Source organism: Clostridium sp. BSD9I1, assembly GCF_900185645.1.
GTDB lineage: Bacteria > Bacillota > Clostridia > Clostridiales > Clostridiaceae > Clostridium_AK.
Map to the genome: position 1 here is coordinate 60,901 of NZ_FYAM01000004.1, position 18,750 is coordinate 79,650.

At 30.4% G+C, this 18,750-nt stretch carries 16 protein-coding genes and 1 pseudogene; 15 read left to right on the top strand and 2 right to left on the bottom strand.

Annotated elements, in window-relative coordinates:
- Positions 1-59 precede the first annotated feature (59 nt).
- From larC to BSD9I1_RS00810, 5 genes and pseudogenes are all read left to right on the top strand, one after another.
- Positions 60-1,261, top strand: a pseudogene (larC, locus tag BSD9I1_RS00790) (nickel pincer cofactor biosynthesis protein LarC).
- 1 nt (position 1,262) lies between these two features.
- Positions 1,263-2,078 (top strand): ATP-dependent sacrificial sulfur transferase LarE, encoded by an 816-nt coding sequence (gene larE / locus BSD9I1_RS00795; protein ID WP_186428715.1) that lies wholly within the window; start codon positions 1,263-1,265, stop codon positions 2,076-2,078.
- Positions 2,071-2,832 carry a nickel pincer cofactor biosynthesis protein LarB gene (gene larB, locus BSD9I1_RS00800; RefSeq protein WP_186428716.1) on the top strand — a complete coding sequence of 254 codons (762 nt, stop codon included), beginning with the start codon at positions 2,071-2,073 and terminating at the stop codon, positions 2,830-2,832. Before larE ends, larB begins: the two co-directional genes overlap by 8 nt.
- 78 nt (positions 2,833-2,910) lie before the next feature.
- Entirely contained in the window at positions 2,911-3,048 is a 138-nt protein-coding gene (locus BSD9I1_RS00805) for a hypothetical protein (RefSeq protein ID WP_186428717.1), read from the top strand.
- Positions 3,049-3,078: 30 nt separating this feature from the next.
- Complete coding sequence (locus BSD9I1_RS00810) at positions 3,079-4,350, top strand: ABC transporter substrate-binding protein (protein ID WP_186428718.1); 1,272 nt, start codon at positions 3,079-3,081, stop codon at positions 4,348-4,350.
- Between the two features lie 3 nt (positions 4,351-4,353).
- Here the strand turns inward: BSD9I1_RS00810 and BSD9I1_RS00815 are convergent, their stop codons facing one another.
- On the bottom strand, positions 4,354-5,472 hold the full coding sequence (locus tag BSD9I1_RS00815; RefSeq protein ID WP_186428719.1) for a glycosyltransferase family 1 protein: 1,119 nt from the start codon (positions 5,470-5,472) through the stop codon (positions 4,354-4,356).
- A 178-nt stretch (positions 5,473-5,650) separates the two neighbouring features.
- Here BSD9I1_RS00815 and BSD9I1_RS00820 point away from each other — a divergent pair, with 178 nt between their 5' ends.
- The 3 genes from BSD9I1_RS00820 to BSD9I1_RS00830 are packed head-to-tail and all read left to right on the top strand — an operon-like array spanning position 5,651 to position 8,452.
- Positions 5,651-6,658: a CotS family spore coat protein gene (locus BSD9I1_RS00820; protein WP_035304666.1), complete on the top strand. Its 1,008-nt coding sequence runs from the start codon at positions 5,651-5,653 to the stop codon at positions 6,656-6,658.
- A 22-nt stretch (positions 6,659-6,680) separates the two neighbouring features.
- Positions 6,681-7,421: a spore coat protein gene (locus BSD9I1_RS00825; RefSeq protein WP_186428720.1), complete on the top strand. Its 741-nt coding sequence runs from the start codon at positions 6,681-6,683 to the stop codon at positions 7,419-7,421.
- An 11-nt stretch (positions 7,422-7,432) separates the two neighbouring features.
- A complete protein-coding gene (locus BSD9I1_RS00830) occupies positions 7,433-8,452 on the top strand; it encodes a CotS family spore coat protein (RefSeq protein WP_186428721.1) in 1,020 nt (339 codons plus the stop codon).
- 15 nt (positions 8,453-8,467) lie between these two features.
- Here BSD9I1_RS00830 and BSD9I1_RS00835 read toward each other — a convergent pair whose 3' ends face one another.
- The gene (locus BSD9I1_RS00835; protein WP_186428722.1) at positions 8,468-9,592 is read right to left on the bottom strand and encodes a glycosyltransferase family 1 protein; all 1,125 of its coding nucleotides are present in this window, start codon (positions 9,590-9,592) and stop codon (positions 8,468-8,470) included.
- Positions 9,593-9,763: 171 nt separating this feature from the next.
- Between BSD9I1_RS00835 and BSD9I1_RS00840 the strand changes: the two genes are divergently transcribed.
- The 7 genes from BSD9I1_RS00840 to ispE all read left to right on the top strand — a co-directional run bounded on the left by BSD9I1_RS00840 (position 9,764) and on the right by ispE (position 18,696).
- The gene (locus BSD9I1_RS00840; RefSeq protein ID WP_186428723.1) at positions 9,764-10,768 is read left to right on the top strand and encodes a CotS family spore coat protein; all 1,005 of its coding nucleotides are present in this window, start codon (positions 9,764-9,766) and stop codon (positions 10,766-10,768) included.
- A 114-nt stretch (positions 10,769-10,882) separates the two neighbouring features.
- Positions 10,883-11,749: a sporulation peptidase YabG gene (gene yabG / locus BSD9I1_RS00845; RefSeq protein WP_186428724.1), complete on the top strand. Its 867-nt coding sequence runs from the start codon at positions 10,883-10,885 to the stop codon at positions 11,747-11,749.
- A gap of 275 nt (positions 11,750-12,024) precedes the next feature.
- The gene (locus tag BSD9I1_RS00850) at positions 12,025-12,258 is read left to right on the top strand and encodes a Veg family protein (RefSeq protein ID WP_035304675.1); all 234 of its coding nucleotides are present in this window, start codon (positions 12,025-12,027) and stop codon (positions 12,256-12,258) included.
- A gap of 360 nt (positions 12,259-12,618) precedes the next feature.
- Positions 12,619-14,181, top strand: a complete 1,563-nt coding sequence (locus BSD9I1_RS00855) for an SPOCS domain-containing protein (RefSeq protein ID WP_186428725.1) — start codon at positions 12,619-12,621, stop codon at positions 14,179-14,181.
- A gap of 129 nt (positions 14,182-14,310) precedes the next feature.
- The gene (locus tag BSD9I1_RS00860; protein ID WP_035304679.1) at positions 14,311-15,108 is read left to right on the top strand and encodes a cyanophycinase; all 798 of its coding nucleotides are present in this window, start codon (positions 14,311-14,313) and stop codon (positions 15,106-15,108) included.
- 3 nt (positions 15,109-15,111) lie between these two features.
- Complete coding sequence (cphA, locus tag BSD9I1_RS00865) at positions 15,112-17,736, top strand: cyanophycin synthetase (protein ID WP_186428726.1); 2,625 nt, start codon at positions 15,112-15,114, stop codon at positions 17,734-17,736.
- Positions 17,737-17,850: 114 nt separating this feature from the next.
- On the top strand, positions 17,851-18,696 hold the full coding sequence (ispE, locus tag BSD9I1_RS00870) for a 4-(cytidine 5'-diphospho)-2-C-methyl-D-erythritol kinase (RefSeq protein ID WP_186428727.1): 846 nt from the start codon (positions 17,851-17,853) through the stop codon (positions 18,694-18,696).
- The last annotated feature ends 54 nt before the right edge of the window (positions 18,697-18,750 follow it).

Sequence of the window (18,750 nt, forward strand, 5' to 3'; positions counted from 1 at the left end):
GTAAAATTATAATATATTAAAATATTTAGTTTTTATAGATAAAGGGATGGGTGGAATTTATGAATATACTGTATTATGATTGCTTTTCAGGAATCAGTGGAGATATGAATTTAGCGGCTATGATGGATTTAGGAGTTCCTAAAGAATATCTTGTAGAAGAACTTAAGAAACTTGATATAAATGATGAATATGAATTAAATATAACTAAGGAAGTTAAAAATGGAATATCAGGAACCAAGGTAAATGTGGATTTAAAGTCTCATCGCCATCATGATGAACATAATCACCATCATCATAGAAATTTAAGGGATATAGAAGATATAATAAAAAATAGTGATCTTAAAGAGAAAGTAAAAAACTTAAGTTTAAATATATTTAAGATAGTAGCAGAAGCAGAAGCCAAAGTTCATGATAAGAAATTATATGAAGTTCATTTTCATGAAGTTGGAGCAACAGATTCTATTATAGATATTGTTGGAGCAGCAATATGCTGTGATTACTTAGATGTGGAAGAAATATTTTGTTCTACTGTAGAGGTAGGTAGTGGATTTGTTCATTGCGCTCATGGAGTGCTGCCAATACCTGCGCCAGCCACGGTAGAAATACTTAAGGATGTACCAATAAGAAAGGGAAGTGTGCCTTTTGAAGCAACTACCCCAACTGGAGCTGCCATATTAAAAGCTTTAGTAAAACAGTTTACAGATAGAGAGGAATTTAAGATATTAAAGGTTGGTTATGGCATAGGATACAAGGATTTTGATAAAATACCTAATGTACTTAGAGTATTTATTGCTGAAAAGGAAGAAAAAAAAAACAGTGTTTTGTAACTGAATGTAATATAGACGATATGAGTTCAGAGATTTATCCATATGTAATAGATAGGCTTTTAAGCTCTGGAGCTCAAGATGTATATTTAACTCCTATAGTTATGAAAAAGGGAAGACCAGCTATAAAGCTATCTGTATTACATACAGAAGAAAAAGAAAAAAGTATCACAGATATATTGTTTAATGAAACAACAACTATAGGATTTAGAAAATACAAGGTAGAAAAGAGTATCTTAGATAGAGATATAAAAAGTATAAGCACTTCTTATGGAGAAATAAAAGTAAAAGCATGTTATATTGATGGAGATTTAGTTAAATACAAGCCTGAATTTGAGGATATAAAAGCAATTGCTTTAGAGAGAAGTATACCTTTTATAACATTATACGAGGATATAAAAATGGAAATAGAAAATTTGAAAGTATGGGGTGAATAAATTGTATAATGAGAAGTATGAAGACCTTAAAAACTATATAAAATCTCTTAAAAAGATTACAGTTGCCTTTTCTGGAGGAGTAGATAGTACTTTTTTATTAAAGGTTTGCCAAGATGCAATAGGTAAGGACGTTATTGCCATAACTGTAAAGGCACCATATATACCTGATAGAGAAATAAAAGAAGTAGAAAGTATAATAAAAGAGTTAAAAATAGAACATTATTTCTTAGAGTTTCCTATGCTAGAAGAGATAAAGTATAATCCTGAAGATAGGTGCTATATATGCAAGACACATGTATTTAGTAAAATAAAAGAATTTTCAAATAGAATGGGAATAGATTATGTAGTGGATGGAAGCAATCTAGATGATACAAAGGATTATAGACCAGGGATGAGAGCCCTTAAGGAACTTAATATAAAAAGTCCATTATTAGAATGTAAACTTACTAAAAAGGATATAAGAGAAATATCTAAAGAATTAGGGCTTATTACTTGGGACAAGCCATCCTATGCTTGTTTATTATCTAGGATTCCTTATGGGGAAGAAATAAAATTAGAAGAGCTTAATAAAATTGAAAAGGGAGAAAATTATTTAGCTGAAGCTGGTTTTAAGGGTGCACGTATAAGAAGTTATGGAGATTTAGCTCGTATAGAAGTATATAGTGAACAAATAAATAACCTTTTAGATAAGGACGTAAGAAAAAGTATAATAGAAGGTTTAAAGAATGTAGGTTATAAATATGTGACATTAGATTTAGAAGGATATAGAACAGGAAGTATGAATGTAAATATAAAAGGTGGCATGGATAATGAATGAAAGGGAGTTAAGGGAACTTCTTTTAAAGGTTAAAGAAGATAATTTAGGGATAGATGAGGCATTAAATGAATTAAAGGAACTGCCATTTAAGGACTTAGGTTTTGCAAACATAGATAATCATAGAGAACTTAGAGTAGGCTACCCAGAGGTAATATATTGTGCAGGAAAGACTGTAGAGCAAGTAAAAAGCATAGTAGAATTTATGATGACAAGGGGAAATAATATACTAGCTACAAGGGCTACAGAGGAAATGTATATAGAAGTAAAACATATATGTGACAAAGCTCAGTATTTCAAGGAAGCAAAAATAATAAGAATTATACAAACTGAGGTGAAAAAGAGCTCAAACTATATAGCTGTAGTTACTGCAGGAACCTCTGACATACCTGTATCTGAAGAAGCGGCCATAACTGCAGAAACCTTTGGAAATGAAGTAAAAAGAATATATGATGTAGGGGTTGCCGGGATACACCGATTGTTTAATAGATTGGATGATATAAGAGGAGCAAAGGTAGTTATTGTAGTGGCAGGAATGGAAGGCGCTTTAGCTAGTGTAATAGGTGGCCTTGTAGATAAACCAGTTATTGCAGTTCCAACAAGTGTAGGATACGGGGCAAATTTTAATGGACTATCTGCACTTTTATGTATGCTTAACAGTTGTGCAAGCGGAGTTACTGTAGTGAACATAGATAATGGGTTTGGAGCGGGATATTCCGCAAGTATTATTAATAAATTGGGTGATAAAGATATATAATTCATGATTTATGGAGAGGATAACTCTAGATATAAGGAATACTTATAAGAAGTTCTTAAAAGGATTACAATAAAATGTATGCTTTCTAAAGGATATGAAGTAGGCGGCATGGATATATTAATAAATGGAAGTATAGATAAAGTGCACTTAATAAAAATAAGTGAAGAATCAGGAAGTAATTTTAGTGTATTAATGAAAGTGTTAAAGAAATTATAAATTAAAAGGGTTGTAAAAGGTGATGTAAATATGAAAAGATATAAGAGATTCATTTCACTTTTTCTAATTCTTATATTTTTTATTAGTGTTTCTTCTTGTAAAGGTATAGGTGAATCTAATTCTCCTAAAAACATACGGGGTGTAATAAATATATGGTGTAGCGAAGAATATGAAGCTAGCATGAAGTTTGTGGCACAAGCTTTTAAAAAGGTATATCCTAAAGCTACTATAAACATAAAATTAGTTAGTGGGAAAGACTTAAATATAGAAGATAAGCTGCAAAATGAGGCTCATATATTTATGATACAAGATAGGGACACTCCTTACTATATAAAAAAATATAAGGATGACTTGAGAAATGTAACTAGTATAGTAAGTAGTCGTAAGAACTTATTTAAAAAGGAAACCTTGAATAATATATCTCTTAATGAAAAGATATATGCTGTACCTATAGAAAGCAATCCATATGTTATGGTTTATAGAAAGGATATATTTTCTAAGTATAAAATTAAAATAGAGGACATAAATACCTGGGATGATTACATAAATGAATATGAAAGGCTTAAAAAGGATTCTAAAATATCATATAGCTTTTTATCTGGAAACTCCATTGATTACTATGAGATGTTCTTAAGCCAATTAAATAAGGTATTGATAGACTCAAATAATAATATGTATATATCATCATCTGAATCCATGAAGTCAATTAACTTGATAAGAGAGTTAAGAAAAATGGGAATTTTAAAAGATGATAAACAGAGGTTTTCCTTAAACTCCATAAAATCTGGCAAGGTAGTATCGTTTATTGCAAATTATAAAGAACTTAAGATATTAGAGGAAAGCGTTCCTGAGCTCAAGGGAAAGTTTCAAATTGCGGCGATGCCTTCATTTGAAGCTGGTGGAAATAAGTTTGTGTCTATCAATGGAAATAATCTAATTGCATTAGATAACAGTAAATATAATAATTTAATTGATGGATTTTTTGAATTCTTATTAGACAATGAAAAATTGCAGCTTGATTTATTTGCACAATACTCTATATTTCCATGTAATTTAAATATTCAACAAAGCAAGGCCGTATTAAATCCCGTAGAATACTTTGGAGCGGATAAGGCATGGCAATTTTTAAGTAATGTACAAAAGCAATCGTTTTATAATCCGTATGGTGTTAACTATCCTTATATAAAAGATGAATTCGAAAAGCATATATATGACATTATAAAAGAAAAGAAAAACTTAAAAGAAAATACTTTAGATGTTGAAAAAGAATTAAAGGAAAAACTTAAAAATACTGGGTTCTAAATCTTAAGAACCCAGTATTTTTTTATAAGCATTCAATGTAGCTAAGGCTGTATTATGCCAAGAAAATAACTTAGATTGTTTTAATCCCTTTTCACTTAATTCATTTAAAATGCTTTCACTGGACAGTGTTGTTAATAAGGCAGCCTCTAATTCTTGCCTATTTAGGGGGTTTATAAGTATTCCTGCATCTCTAACAACTTCAGGAATAGAGGAAATATTAGAGGCTATAACGGGAGTGCCGCAGCTCATTGCCTCTAAAGGAGGGAGTCCAAAACCTTCATATAAAGAGGGATATACAAAAACATCAGAGGCATTATAAAACCAAGGAAGATGATCTTCTGGTATAAATCCAGTAAACTTTATTCTTGAATATATCTCTTGGGTTTGACTTAGATTAAATAACTCTTCTAGGTTATCTTTATTTGCACCTGTAATAACTAGTGAATATTCCTTAGGTAAATCCTTATATACTTTAGAAAATGCAAGTATAAGGGATTTAACGTTTTTCCTTGGGCTGAAGCCCCCTATATATAATATAAATGGGTTAGTTATGTTATAAGTTTTTTCAAGAGCCTGCCTGCACTTCTCTTTGTCTAAAGGTGTATATTTTTTGTCCGCAGCTAAGGGGGTAACATAAACTTTACTTTCATCAATGGGGAAAAATCTAAGTATGTCTTTTTTGGAGTATTCGGATACAGTAAGTATACCGTCGCTTAACTCTACAAGCTTTGGTAGAGAAGATAAAAACTTGTTTAAATATCCATCCCCAACAGTTTCAGGCATTATATATGGAATTAAATCATGAATAGTGATTACCTTTTTACAAGAAATGCTTTCATCTAAGCCTATACCATTTTGAGGTACATGAAATAAATCTATACCTTCTCTTCTTGAATTTTCACCAAAGTAATATTTTTCAAAGAAACTTTTATGTTTTTTAGAGCTAAGTATTATATGAGAATTATCTCTTTTAAATTCATCATAGTTTTTTCCCCACCAATAAATAAAAAATTCATTTTCTTTATCTAAGTTGATCATATTTTTAACTAAATTTTCAGTATATGTTCCTATACCTGTGCCATTATACCAACTTATACCTCTTCCATCAATGGCTATTTTCATACATCTACCTCCTGTTAAAGCTTATAGATTGAAATTATGTGTATATATATTATTAATATTATTAAAATACGAAAATGTGCCTTATAAGCTAAAATAAACCTATATTATATGTATGTCACCTCAAAGCCATATAATTCATATAATAAAAATATAAGTATGCATATTATGAGGAGGCTGTATGAACATAGACAATGTAAAACAAGTTGTACAAGATAAATATAATTTAGATGTATTAGACATGACAAAGATAAAAAATGTATACAAAATATCAGGGGAAGAGGGAGATTACTGCTTGAAGGTTATAAATTATAATCTTTCTCGTTTTTTATTTGTAATTGGAGCTATAAAGCATCTACAAAATAAAAAATTTAAGAGCACTCCTACAATAATAAAAAACAAGGATGGAGGTGAGTATGTACAAATAGGTTCTTATTTTGCATATTTAACTCCTTGGATAAATGCAAGGGAATGTAACTATAGTAATCCATTAGATGTTATGGCAGCTGCATCAAAGCTTGCAGATCTTCATAAAAAAAGCTTGGGGTTTATAGTGGATAAAAAAATGGAAGTAAGAACAGGATGGTTTAATTGGTCCAGAGATTTTTTAAAGAAAAAAGGAGATTTATTAAAATTTAAAGATGCAATACTTTCAAAAGCTCAAAGAACAGAATTTGATAATTTATATTTGGAATCCATGGAAGAGGAACTGGGAAGAATAGATAAAACATTAGGAAACCTATCAAATACCAAATATCTTTCAAAGATGGTATCAGAATATAAGCTCAAGGGCTTTTGTCATCATGATTATGCTCATCATAATGTGCTCATAGAAGAAAGTGGAGATATAGATATAATTGATTTTGACTACTGCCTTTTAGATACCCACCTGCATGATTTAAGTAGTTTAATTATAAGGGTTATGAAAAATGGAAAGTGGGATGTGGATAATGCAAAGCTTATATTAGACTCTTATAATGGTGTATACGCATTAGATAATGATGATATTCCAATTATGGCAGTCTTAATAGAATTTCCTCAAGCTTATTGGCAATTGGGAATACAATATTATGAGGAAAAACAACCTTGGGGAGAGGAATTTTTTATTAATAAGCTTATTAAAATATATGAAGATAAGGACTATAGGCAAGATTTTGTAGATGAATTTAAATCTATAAGTTATAAGTAGAACTGGAGGTGGAATAAATAATATGATGACTATAGTTACATTTGAACAATATTTAAAGGATAAAAATATAGATATAGTAGACAAATTTAGTTATGATAGTATAGCTATAAATGAAGAGAACTTGATAAAACAAATGAAGATTATAGATGAATTTCACAAAAGAACTATAGGAGGGCAAGTAATTTTTAAAAATAGATTAGAAAATAATATAGGAAAGCTTGTAGAAGATTTTAAGGTAGGACTTAAAAAGTTAAAAAGAGAAGAACAAGTATTAAAATCAAAAGGGGTAGAAAATAAATTTGAAATGCTTCTTTTAAATAACGTAGAACTCTATATAGAAAGAGGAGAGAAGTCGATTAAAACTATTTATGAAAATGGCTACTTGGATCTTATAAGAAGAAGCATGAAAAATAAGGAGATATGTATAGGGACTGAAGATTTTATAAATTTAACGGAAGATAATATCTTACAAATAAAAAATCCAAATAAGTGTAGTTATGATATGGTGGAAATAGATTGCTTTTATTTACTTCGAAAGTATAAGAAAAAAAAATATGAGTTGGATTATCAAAAGCTTATAAGAGAGTTTTGTTCTATAGAATTCTTAATGAACGATAGCTATAGTTTTATTGCTGGACTCCTGTCCTATCCTTATGATTTTGTAAGAATATGTACTAGATATAGAAAAAAGGACTTAACCCCAGAAGAATGTTTTGAAAAGTTAGTAAGGGCTATGAGGCAGGATGGAGATAGCTTAATATAGGGGGGATATTAATGGAAGTATATGATGAAAAATTATATCTTTGTGGATATGCGCTAGATACTGAATTATTTAATAAGTTTGATGTAGAAATATATGATATATATCCACTTAGAAGCGTATTTTTTGTAAGTACAAATAAAGGAAATAAGATATTAAAGAAAATAGATTACAGTATGGAAGAGCTAACATTTATATATAATGGTTTGGAATATATAAAGAAAAAGTTTAGTAGGGTAATGAATTTTCATCAAAGTAAAGATGGAGAAATATTTATAAGTTTTGAGGGTCAGGTTTATTGCTTAATAGATTTGGTAGAGGGAATGGAATGTGATTTTAATAATCCCATAGATATCTCTATTGCAGCACGGGGGTTGGCAGAAATGCATTCAGCATCGGAAGGATTTAGGTGTAAGCTTGTAGGTAAAGATAACAATGGAAAACTTATCGATAACTTTAAAAGAAGAATAGATGAAATGAAGTTTTTTAAGAGAATTGCTGAAATGCATGAAAATAAAAATGAATTTGATATTAACTTTTTAAAGTATGTTGATTTTTATATAAAAGAAATTGAAGAGAGTATAGAAATACTTGAAGGTTCTTGTTACTACAAGCTTTGCAGTGAAGAAGATAAGAAAGTTTTATGTCATCATGATTTAGCGTATCACAATATTATAATAAAGGATAACGAGGCCTACTTCATAGATTTTGATTATGCTATGATAGATTTAAAAGTACATGACTTAGCAAACTTCACATTAAAGGTAATTAAAGATTTTGCTTTTGATTTAGAAAAGGCTAAGGTTATACTAAATGAATACATGAGCATAAACCCAATTGAAAGTAGAGAACTAAAAGTATTATATGGGATTTTAAAATTTCCTGAAGAGATATATTCTATTTGTAGAGATTACTATGGAAGAAGAAAAAACTGGACTAATGAAGTGTTTATTGATAGATTAAATAAGAAAATAGAGAAGGAAGAATTTAGGCAGGAATTTTTAAATGAATTTAAAGCTGTGTGTCTAGTTTAATAGACACACAGCTTTTTAACTATTAAGTATTTTACTATATGCAATCATAGTATTGTGTGAAGTAGAGTCCCAGGTAAGTTCAGAGGAACGTACAAGCCCTTTCAAAATAAGTTTTTCACGGAGATTATCATCCATTAGCCCCTTGGAAATAGAATGAAATAGGTCGTCTATATTGTTAGGGTCTATAAGTAGTGCAGCATCCTTAACTACCTCAGGTATAGAGGTAAGGTTTGAAGCCACAACTGGTACACCACATGCCATAGCTTCCAGGGGGGGAAGTCCAAAACCTTCATAAAAGGATGGATATACAAAGAGTTTTGCTGCATTATAAAAATAAGGCATATGATCTATGGAAATAAATCCAGGAAATATTACCTTATCTTCTATATGAAGTTGTTCGCAGCGCTTTTTATATATTTCATAAGACTTACCTTTCTTGCCTGCAATGACAAGCTTTATATCCTTTTTATAGTGGGCGATAACCTTACTAAATGATTCAATAAGACCTATTATATTTTTACGAGGGCTAAAACCTCCTACGTATAAGATAAAGTCGTTATTTATTCCGTAAAAGTCTTTTACTACTTGTTTACTAACAAGCTTATCTATAGGCCTATAAATATCCTCACTAGCTAAATAAGTAACAAATATTTTTTCTCTTGGAAAATTAAATGCTTTTATAATATCTTCCTTTGAAAAATTAGATACTGTTATTATACCATCACACATTGATACTATTTCAGGTAGTTTTTCTTGAAATAACTTTAGATAACCTTCACTAGTAGTTTCTGGCATTCTATAAGGTATAACATCATGAAGTGTTATCACTAGGGGGCACTTTTTTTCCTCAGGACTTCCGATGCCGTTTTGTGGAACATGATAAAGATCTACTTCATTAGATTTTAGTATATTTGGGATGTTAACCTCGTCCCAGAAATTGTTTTTGCAGTTTTCTGTAATGTTTTTTATGGAAAAATTAGAGTTAAAATTAATATCATATTTAGAGTTTTGAGGCATAAAAACCATATAATCATTTAGGGAGTCAACCTTATTTACATAGTTTATAAGCTGATATGTGTAAGTACCTATGCCCGTTCCTCTATACCATTGAGAAGCCCTTCCGTCTATACCTATCTTCATACGAACTAACCTTCCTTATAGTGGTTATATTTTATTATATTAGACATGGATTGAAAGTGTTAATAAAAGTTCTTATATAAAAATCATATGATGGATATTATACAATTTATACATTAATTTAACTTCTAAATAATATGTTTATTTCATATAAATTATAAGGAGGTGATTACTATGATGAGAGAATTTGAAATAGAAAGGCAGTTCGACATTAAAATTGAAAGCCTTAAACCAAATAGAGGAGTTTATTTAGTAAAAACAAATAAAGGTATCAAATGTCTAAAGAAAATAAATTACGGGGTGCAAAAATTATTGTTTGTATATGGAGCAAAGGAACATCTTATAAACAAGGGATTTAGTGGAGTGGATAGATATTGCCTTAATGTAGATGGGAATCCATATGCTCTAGTAAATGAGGACATATACACATTATCCGAATGGATTGATGGACGAGAAGCAGATTTTAGAAACAAGGAAGACCTCTATATAGCAGCTCAAAAGCTTGCATATATGCATATTGTTTCCAAAGGATATGAACCTCCAGAAAATAGCAAACTTAAAAGTGATTTAGGAAGATGGCCTCATCTTATGGAGAAAAGGGTTAGATCTTTTGAAAAAATGAGGGACATGACTCGTAAAAGAAGTAATAAAAATAGCTTTGAAATGAATTATTTAAAGACAATCCAGTTTTATAAAGACTTAGGTAAAAGAGCAATGAAGGTATTAAATTCATCTAATTATATGGAGATTTGCAGAACAACAGAAGAAGAAAAGGCATTTTGTCACCATGATTATACTTATCATAATATAATAATAGATAATAATAATGATGTAAATGTCATAGATTTCGATTACTGTAAGAGGGAAGTAAGAGTGTATGATATTTCTTCCTTTATAATAAAGGTTCTTAAAAGAGTTGAGTGGAATATAGAATACGCACATTTAATTATAAGTGCTTATAATGAGATAAGTCCATTGTCTACAGATGAGTATAAGGTATTATTTGCCTTTTTATTATTCCCACAAAGGTTTTGGAGACTTTGTAATAGATATTATTATAATGAAGTTAATTGGCCAACCAATACCTTTAATAATAAAATGGAGGAATTAATAGCTGAACAGGATTTATATATTAATTTTATTGATGAATTTAAAAAATACTATAATCAAGAGGAATAGTAATTAAGGCATGTATTACTTATAAAAAGTAGTACATGCCAATAATTTTGCACTTAACTAAGGAAACATACATATTATATATAATGAAATTAAGGGTGTATGGAGATGTTTTTATTGAAGATAGGAGATATAGTAGTAAGAAAGTCCTATGGAAAAGATATTACATTTAAGATAATAAATATAAAAGAAACAGATGATGGAGAAATATATACACTTAAAGGAATAAATCTTAGAATAATAGCGGATTCAGTAGAAGAGGATTTGGAAGTAGTGGCTGAAGAAGATACAAAGCAGGAACAAGTTTTTAGCAGAAAAGTAAATTCATCAATAAAAAAGATTCTTTTAGGTAGAACAGGAAAAGATCTTTATAGAAGAGAGTTTAAAGTGATAAAAGGCAATAATAATGAACTGTCTTTTGGAAGGCCAGGGAAAATACTTCATGTTGATGGAGATTCAGAGTACCTAGATGTATGTTTAAAGGTGTATAAACAATTAGGATTAGATGTCATCGGAAGAGTGATTGCAGAAAAGGATCAACCTTCACAGGTGCTTCAGCTAGTAAAGACAGTAAAGCCCGATATTGTAGTTATAACAGGCCATGACGCAGTAACTAAAGGAACAAGAGATTATATAGACATAAATAACTATAGAAACTCTAAGTATTATGTTGAAACTGTATCTGAGCTTAGAAATTATGAACCAGGGTATGATAATTTAGTTATCTTTGCAGGAGCATGTCAGTCTAATTATGAAGCTCTTTTAGACGCAGGTGCTAATTTTGCAAGTTCGCCTAATCGAGTTTTAATACATTGCCTTGATCCTGTATTTCTATGTGAAAAAATAGCATACACAAATATAGAAAAAGTGGTATCTATACCTGAAGCATTAGAAAATACCATTACAGGAGTAAAGGGGATAGGTGGGCTTCAAACAAGAGGAAAATATAGAGAGGGATTTCCAAAATCACAGTATTTAAAATAATTAAACATAAAGAAATCTTATGAAATGTAATAGAGATATGCAAAGAATTCTCATGCATATCTTTATTACATTTTTATGAATAATGCCAAACTAGTAAGGGAATACTATATGAGGATTAAGTCGAAAAGGAATAATATATGTATACGTTTTAAAAATAGCATAGTTTACAAAAAATTAATATTGACAAAGTATAAAAATCAAGATAAAATTATAAGTTTATTGACAAAAATGAAGCTATGTTATATAATGTATTATGTAGAAAGAGGGTGTTTAGTGTGGAAAGAGGAAATGTATTGGCTTCTATAAAAAAAGATATAGAAAACCATGTAGGGGAAAGCGTAACACTAAAGGCTAACGGAGGCAGAAGAAGAACTTTTGTTAACAAAGGCACTATTGAAAAAACTTACCCTAGCATCTTTGTAGTAAGGTTAGACAGTGACGCCCAGAGGACAGTGACTTACAGTTATTCAGATGTATTGACAAAGACAGTTCAATTGGTTTATGCATAATAAAACACATAATAAAAGAGCAGTGATGATATCGCTGCTTTGTTTTTTTGTCTGCATATAAAAAAGAAAGATGGCTTTTCCATCTTTCGACTATGGTATAAAAGGGTATTGAGAATTTATGAGAGGTTATATGGTCAACAACTAATTTTATAATACGCCAAAATAAGATATATGTCAACAATTATTAAGAAGTTTTCAAAAAAATATAGATGTAAAACATAAAAAAATGACGAAATATGTATATTAATGCTTGATAAAAACCTCGTTTATGTAAGAAACTAAATAATTAAAAATTATCATATTTATTACCAATCTACTATATATATAGATAGTAGGTTTATAATAGGGGGGAATATGATTATGTCTATAGAGTTGATAAGAGAAAATATAGAATGCGAACAGCTCCTAGGGGAAAATATGGCGGATACAATAGTTAAAGGAGAGTATGTTATACCTGATACCCATCCAGATGTAGTGGAAATACTGACTGTAGAGTCAAAGCCTGTTATAACTAATAAAGAAGTGCAGCAGGATAAGATTTTAGTAGAAGGTGAGGTAAAGCATAATGTAATTTATAAGGCTCGCGAAGATGAAAAACTTGGCATACACAATGTGACTTACAACAATAAATTCTCTAATCAAATAGAGTTAAAAGGTGCAGAACATAGAATGGATTGTGATGTTGAGTGTTACGTTGAACACATGGGATGCAACATACTAAATGAAAGAAAGGTAATGGTAGAAGGCATAGTAAAATTAAAAGCTGAAGTGTATAAAAATAATAACTTTCAAATAGTTAAGGATGTTGATGGAGATAAAAATGTTCAAATGCTAAAAAATACTTCTAAAATAGATAAAATTGTGGGAACTATAAAGGGTAACTTAGAAGCAGATATAAATTTAGCGGTTCCTGCAGATAAGCCTCAAATAGGTAATGTGTTAAAAACCAATATAAATTTAAAAAAGAAAAATATAAATATTATGGAGAATAAAATAAACGTAGAAGCTAATGCTGTTTTGTACGTTTTGTATAGGGGTAAGGATACAACAGATATAGCTTGCTTAGAAAAAGAAGTGGTATTAAATAACGAATTTGAATTTGATGGAATCAATCCACTTATGGAGGGATTTACTGAATTTAATGTAGAGCCAGTAGAAATTGAAGTAAAAGAAGATGAAGCTGCGGAAAATAGAGTAGTTGAAGCAAAGGTTAATGTTAAAACATCTACAAAGGTTCTTAATAAAGAACAGATGGATGTTCTAGAGGACATATATTCACCTGATGCAATATTAAACATGAAAAAAGAAAGCTATGAACTTAATGACATGGTTGGAAATGTTAATACAGAAACAGTAGTTAAGGGAGATATTGAAATAGATAGAGAGTCTCCAAAGCCTGTTGAAGTAATTATGGCTAGTGGAAATGTATGTATTACTGATAAGAAAGTAATGGAGGAAAAGGTAGCAGTAGAAGGTGTAGTTAGGGCAGAAGTAATGTACAAGGTAGATGATGAAAATAAGTCTGTTGAAAATATAAGAGAAGAACTTCCATTTAGTGCTACAGTAGATATTTCAGGATGTAAGCTGGATATGCAGGCTATAGCAAAGGCACTTTTAGAAAATTTAGAAGCTTCTATAGAAGCTGGGAATATAGCCATAAAGGCGCTAATAGAATTGAATGTAAGAGTAAATGCGCCAGTTAATAAAGAATTCTTAGTAGAACTTGAATCCGTAGAAGATGAAGTTACAAAGAAAAAGTGCAGCATTACAATATATATTGTTCAAAAGGAAGATACATTATGGAAAATAGCTAAGAAGTATTTTACAACTATGGATGATTTAATGAAAATGAATGGTATTGACTCACCGGATATGGTTAAGCCAGGTGAAAAACTATTGATACCTGGAAGATTAGTATTCTGATAATAAATTATTTAAAACACAGCATGTTCTGTATTTGTACAGGAGGATGTTGTGTTTTTTTATTTTGCATGAATAAGTGGGTTTAAATTGGGAAAAATAAAAAATACCTGCGGAAAGAGGTGTTGAGTTTTGGAGGAAAGAATAAAAAGCAATTTAATAATAATAGGAGGAGCAGAGGATAAAGAAGGCGATAAGAATATATTAAAAGAAGTTTGTTCTCATATTGATAAGGATAAGGATGAATTGCTTATAGCAACAGTGGCATCAGGAGTACCAGAAGAATTAGGGGATCAATATAAATACATATTTTCTGGATTAGGGGTAAAGAATATAGCAATATTGAACGTTAAGGAAAGAAAAGATGCTTATGATGATTATCATGTAAATTTAATTTCAAGAGCTTCCATAGTATTTTTTACAGGTGGAGATCAATTAAGAATAACCAGTCTAATTGGAGGTACTCCTTTGTATAGAATGATGAAAAAGAGGTATGAAGAAGGGTGTATGTTTGTAGGGACTTCTGCAGGGGCTTCTGTTATGAGTGATACTATGATTGTGACAGGTCCCGAGGAAGAATCTCCAAGAAAATGTACTTTAAAAATGGCCCCTGGACTGGGTCTTATAAAAGGTGTAATAATAGATCAGCATTTTGCTCAAAGGGGAAGAATTGGAAGATTATTAGTAGGAATATCTGAAAATCCTGAAAGTATAGGAATTGGTATTGATGAAGATACTGCTATTATAGTTAATAGAGAAGCTCAATTTAGTGTAATAGGTTCTGGGGCTGTATATGTAATTGATGGAAGTGAAATTACTAAAACCAATGTTTCTGAGCAAAATCCAGATGAAATATTATCTATATGTAATATTAAAATGCACATATTAAAAAAAGATGATAAATATGATTTAAATAGGAGGACACCTTAGAAAATGAAAGTAATAGAGATAGCTTGGTATGAAGGTAGAAATATCTATAGTCATAGGCCTTGTATAAAATTAGATTTAGATTTAGAAGGATATAGTGATGTTCCAAGCAATAAGATAGAAAATTTTAATAGTGGATTGCTACAAATTTTGCCTGAATTAAGGGAACATAGATGTGGCATAGATGAAGAAGGTGGATTCGTAAAAAGATTAAATGAAGGTACATATCTAGCACATATTTGTGAACATATGATACTTGCTATTCAAAATAAATTAGGCATAGAGGCTAAATATGGAAAGGCAAGAGAAGTAAATGGGGACCACTATTACATAATTTATGAATATAAATATAAAAAGACAGGTATAGATACAGGTAAACTTGCAGTGTCATTGATAAATTCACTTATAAAAAATGAAGATATTAATATGGATAAAGATATTAATAAGTTAAAGAATACTCTGATATCTGAAGAACTAGGGCCGAGTACACTTGCTATTTTAGAAGAAGCTAAAAAAAGAGGTATTCCTGCAATTAGATTGAATGAGGGTAGTGTATTTCAGTTAGGTTATGGCAGCACTTCTAAGTTAATAGAAGCTACTGTAAGCAACAATACTGGATGCATTCCGGTGGATATTGCATGTGACAAGCTACTTACAAAAAATATCCTTCAAAGACAATGTATTCCGGTAGCAGATGGGGAAGAGGTGAAGAGTCCTATTCAAATGCTTATGCTTGCAGATAGAATAGGATTTCCAGTAGTATTAAAGCCTAGATTTGGCAATCAGGGCAAGGGAGTTTTGGTGAACCTAAGAAATGAGCAAGAATTAATAAAAGCATATAAGACTATAATTAAGGAATACAAGGAAATAATTATAGAAAAATATGTTGTAGGAAAAGACTATAGGGTTTGCGTGGTAGATGGTAAGGTAGTAGCAGTATCAGAAAGAATACCACCATATGTAACTGGAGATGGGAAGAGTACTATAGAACAGCTTATTGAGAAATTAAACAAAGATCCAAGAAGAGGAGAGGGACATGAAAAACCTCTAACTAAAATAAAGATAAATGATGAGCTAATAAACTATATATCAAAAAATTCATATTATCTAGAATCAATACCTGAAGAGGGAGAGAAAATATCGCTAAGAGAAAATGCTAATTTATCAACAGGGGGAGTAGCGGTGGATTACACCGATTCTATATGTGATGAGAATATAGATATATGTGTTAGAGCGGCAAAGGCTGTAGGTTTAGATATATGTGGTATAGATGTGTGCTGTACAGATATAAGTAAACCTATAGATGGTGTGATTATAGAAATAAATGCTGCACCAGGAATAAGAATGCATGAAATTCCATATGAGGGACAGCAAAGAAATGTATCAGGGGCTATAATCGATATGTTGTTTAAAAATGTAGAAAATCAAATTCCTGTTGTATCGGTTACAGGAACTAATGGAAAAACTACAACAACAAGATTAATATCTTATGTTTTATCCTTAGTGGGACATAGAACTGGAATGACTACTACAGGAGGAATATATGTAAACAATAAATGTATTAGTAAGGGAGATACAACTGGATATAATAGTGCGATGACGGTTCTTCTTAATAAGGATGTAGATGCGGCAGTGCTTGAGACGGCAAGGGGAGGAATAATTAGGAAAGGCCTAGCATATGATTTAGCAGATGTTGGGGTAATAACTAATATAGCATCAGATCATTTAGGGTTAGATGGAATAAATTCTATTGAAGAATTGGCATTTGTAAAATCCCTTGTAGGAGAAGCTGTTAAGGATGATGGCTACGTGGTATTAAATGCAGATGATAAAATGAGTATGAGCATAAGAAGTAGAATAAAAAGTAATATAATATTATTTTCTAAAGATAAGCATAACGAAGATGTATTGCAACATATAAAAAATGGAGGAAAGTCAATTTATATAGAAAATAACTACATTTGTCTAGAAAATAATGAAGGAATGACCCCTATAATCAAGGTAAAGGATATAAAAATTACAGTAGATGGTAAATTAGAATACAATATAGAAAATGCTATGGCTGCTTGTGCAGCACTTATAGGTTTAAATATAGATCTTAAACTTATAAGAAAGGGCATGAAAAATTTTTATCCGGATGAGGAACATAATCCGGGAAGATTTAATATGTATAGGATAAATGATATAACTGTAATATTAGATTATGGGCATAATATAGAAGGATATAAGGCTGTACTAGAAGGTGCAAAAAAACTAAGATGTAAGAGGCTCATAGGAATAATAGGAGTTCCAGGAGATAGAAAAGATGAAAATATATTAAGTTTAGGAAAGATATCGGGAGAAAATTTTGATTATATTTATATAAAAGAGGATGAAGATAGAAGAGGAAGAAAAGTAGGGGAAGTAGCAGAGCTTTTAGAACGAGGCGTACGACAAACTAATTTTAATACTAAGAATGTAAATGTAGTATTAAATGAAAAAGATGCATTATTAGAAGCAATCAAAAACTCTAGAAAGGGAGATTTGATTATAGTATTCTTTGAAAAGTATGAACCATTATTAGATATTGTAAAAAATGAAATTAATATGAATAAGGACATAAATATTAAAGAAGTGTTAACGTGCGTATAAGCTATAAAATAAAGCAGCATTTTATAAAGGGATGCTGCTTTATTTTATAGCTTTCTTTTAATGGGTATATTATAATAAATTAATAAAAAACTTATACAAAGGGATTGAGGAATTATGAAATTAAAGGCTTATGCAAAAATAAACTTGTTCTTAGATGTTATAGGTAAAAGAGTCGATGGATATCATGATTTGGAAATGATTATGCAAACTATAGATTTATGGGATGAAGTTGATGTTGAGAAGAGTGATGAGGGAATAGAATTAATCTGTGATAATGCTAATTTACCTAACGATAAGGGCAATATTGCCTATAGGGCAGCAGAACTGTTTATAAGGACTTATAATATAAATAGCGGAGTTAAGATTAAAATAAAAAAGAATATACCTGTAGAGGCGGGTCTTGCAGGGGGAAGTACTGATGGAGCTGCAGTAATTAAGATGCTTAATATAATATTCAATAAAAACTTATCTCAGGAAGAAATGATAAATTTAGGAAGGGAAATAGGTGCAGATGTTCCATTTTGCATAGTTGGAGGAACTGCTAAGTGTGAAGGAGTGGGGGAAATAATAAAGCCTTTGAAACCTTTAAGGGATTGTATTTTAGTGCTGGTTAAACCAAACTTTGGGGTTTCAACAAAAGAAGTATTTAATAAAATAGATAGCAAAAGTTATGTTCATCCATCAATAGATAAAATTCTTAAAGGGATTGATGAAGGCAACTTAACTAAAATAGGAAGTGGCTTAAATAATGTATTAGAGCAAGTAACCGTAGAACAAAATCCTATAATAGGAGACATAAAGGAAATGATTAAATCAAATGGTTCTCTTGGGACCTTGATGAGTGGAAGCGGACCTACAGTATATGGGGTTTTTGATGATTTACATAAAGCGGAAAATTGCTATAAGGAAGCTATAAGAAGTTATAATCAAGTATTTTTGACTAAAACAATTATACCGTAGATATAAAAAAGACTTAGGACTATATTAAGTATGTCCTAAGTCTTTTTTATGTAT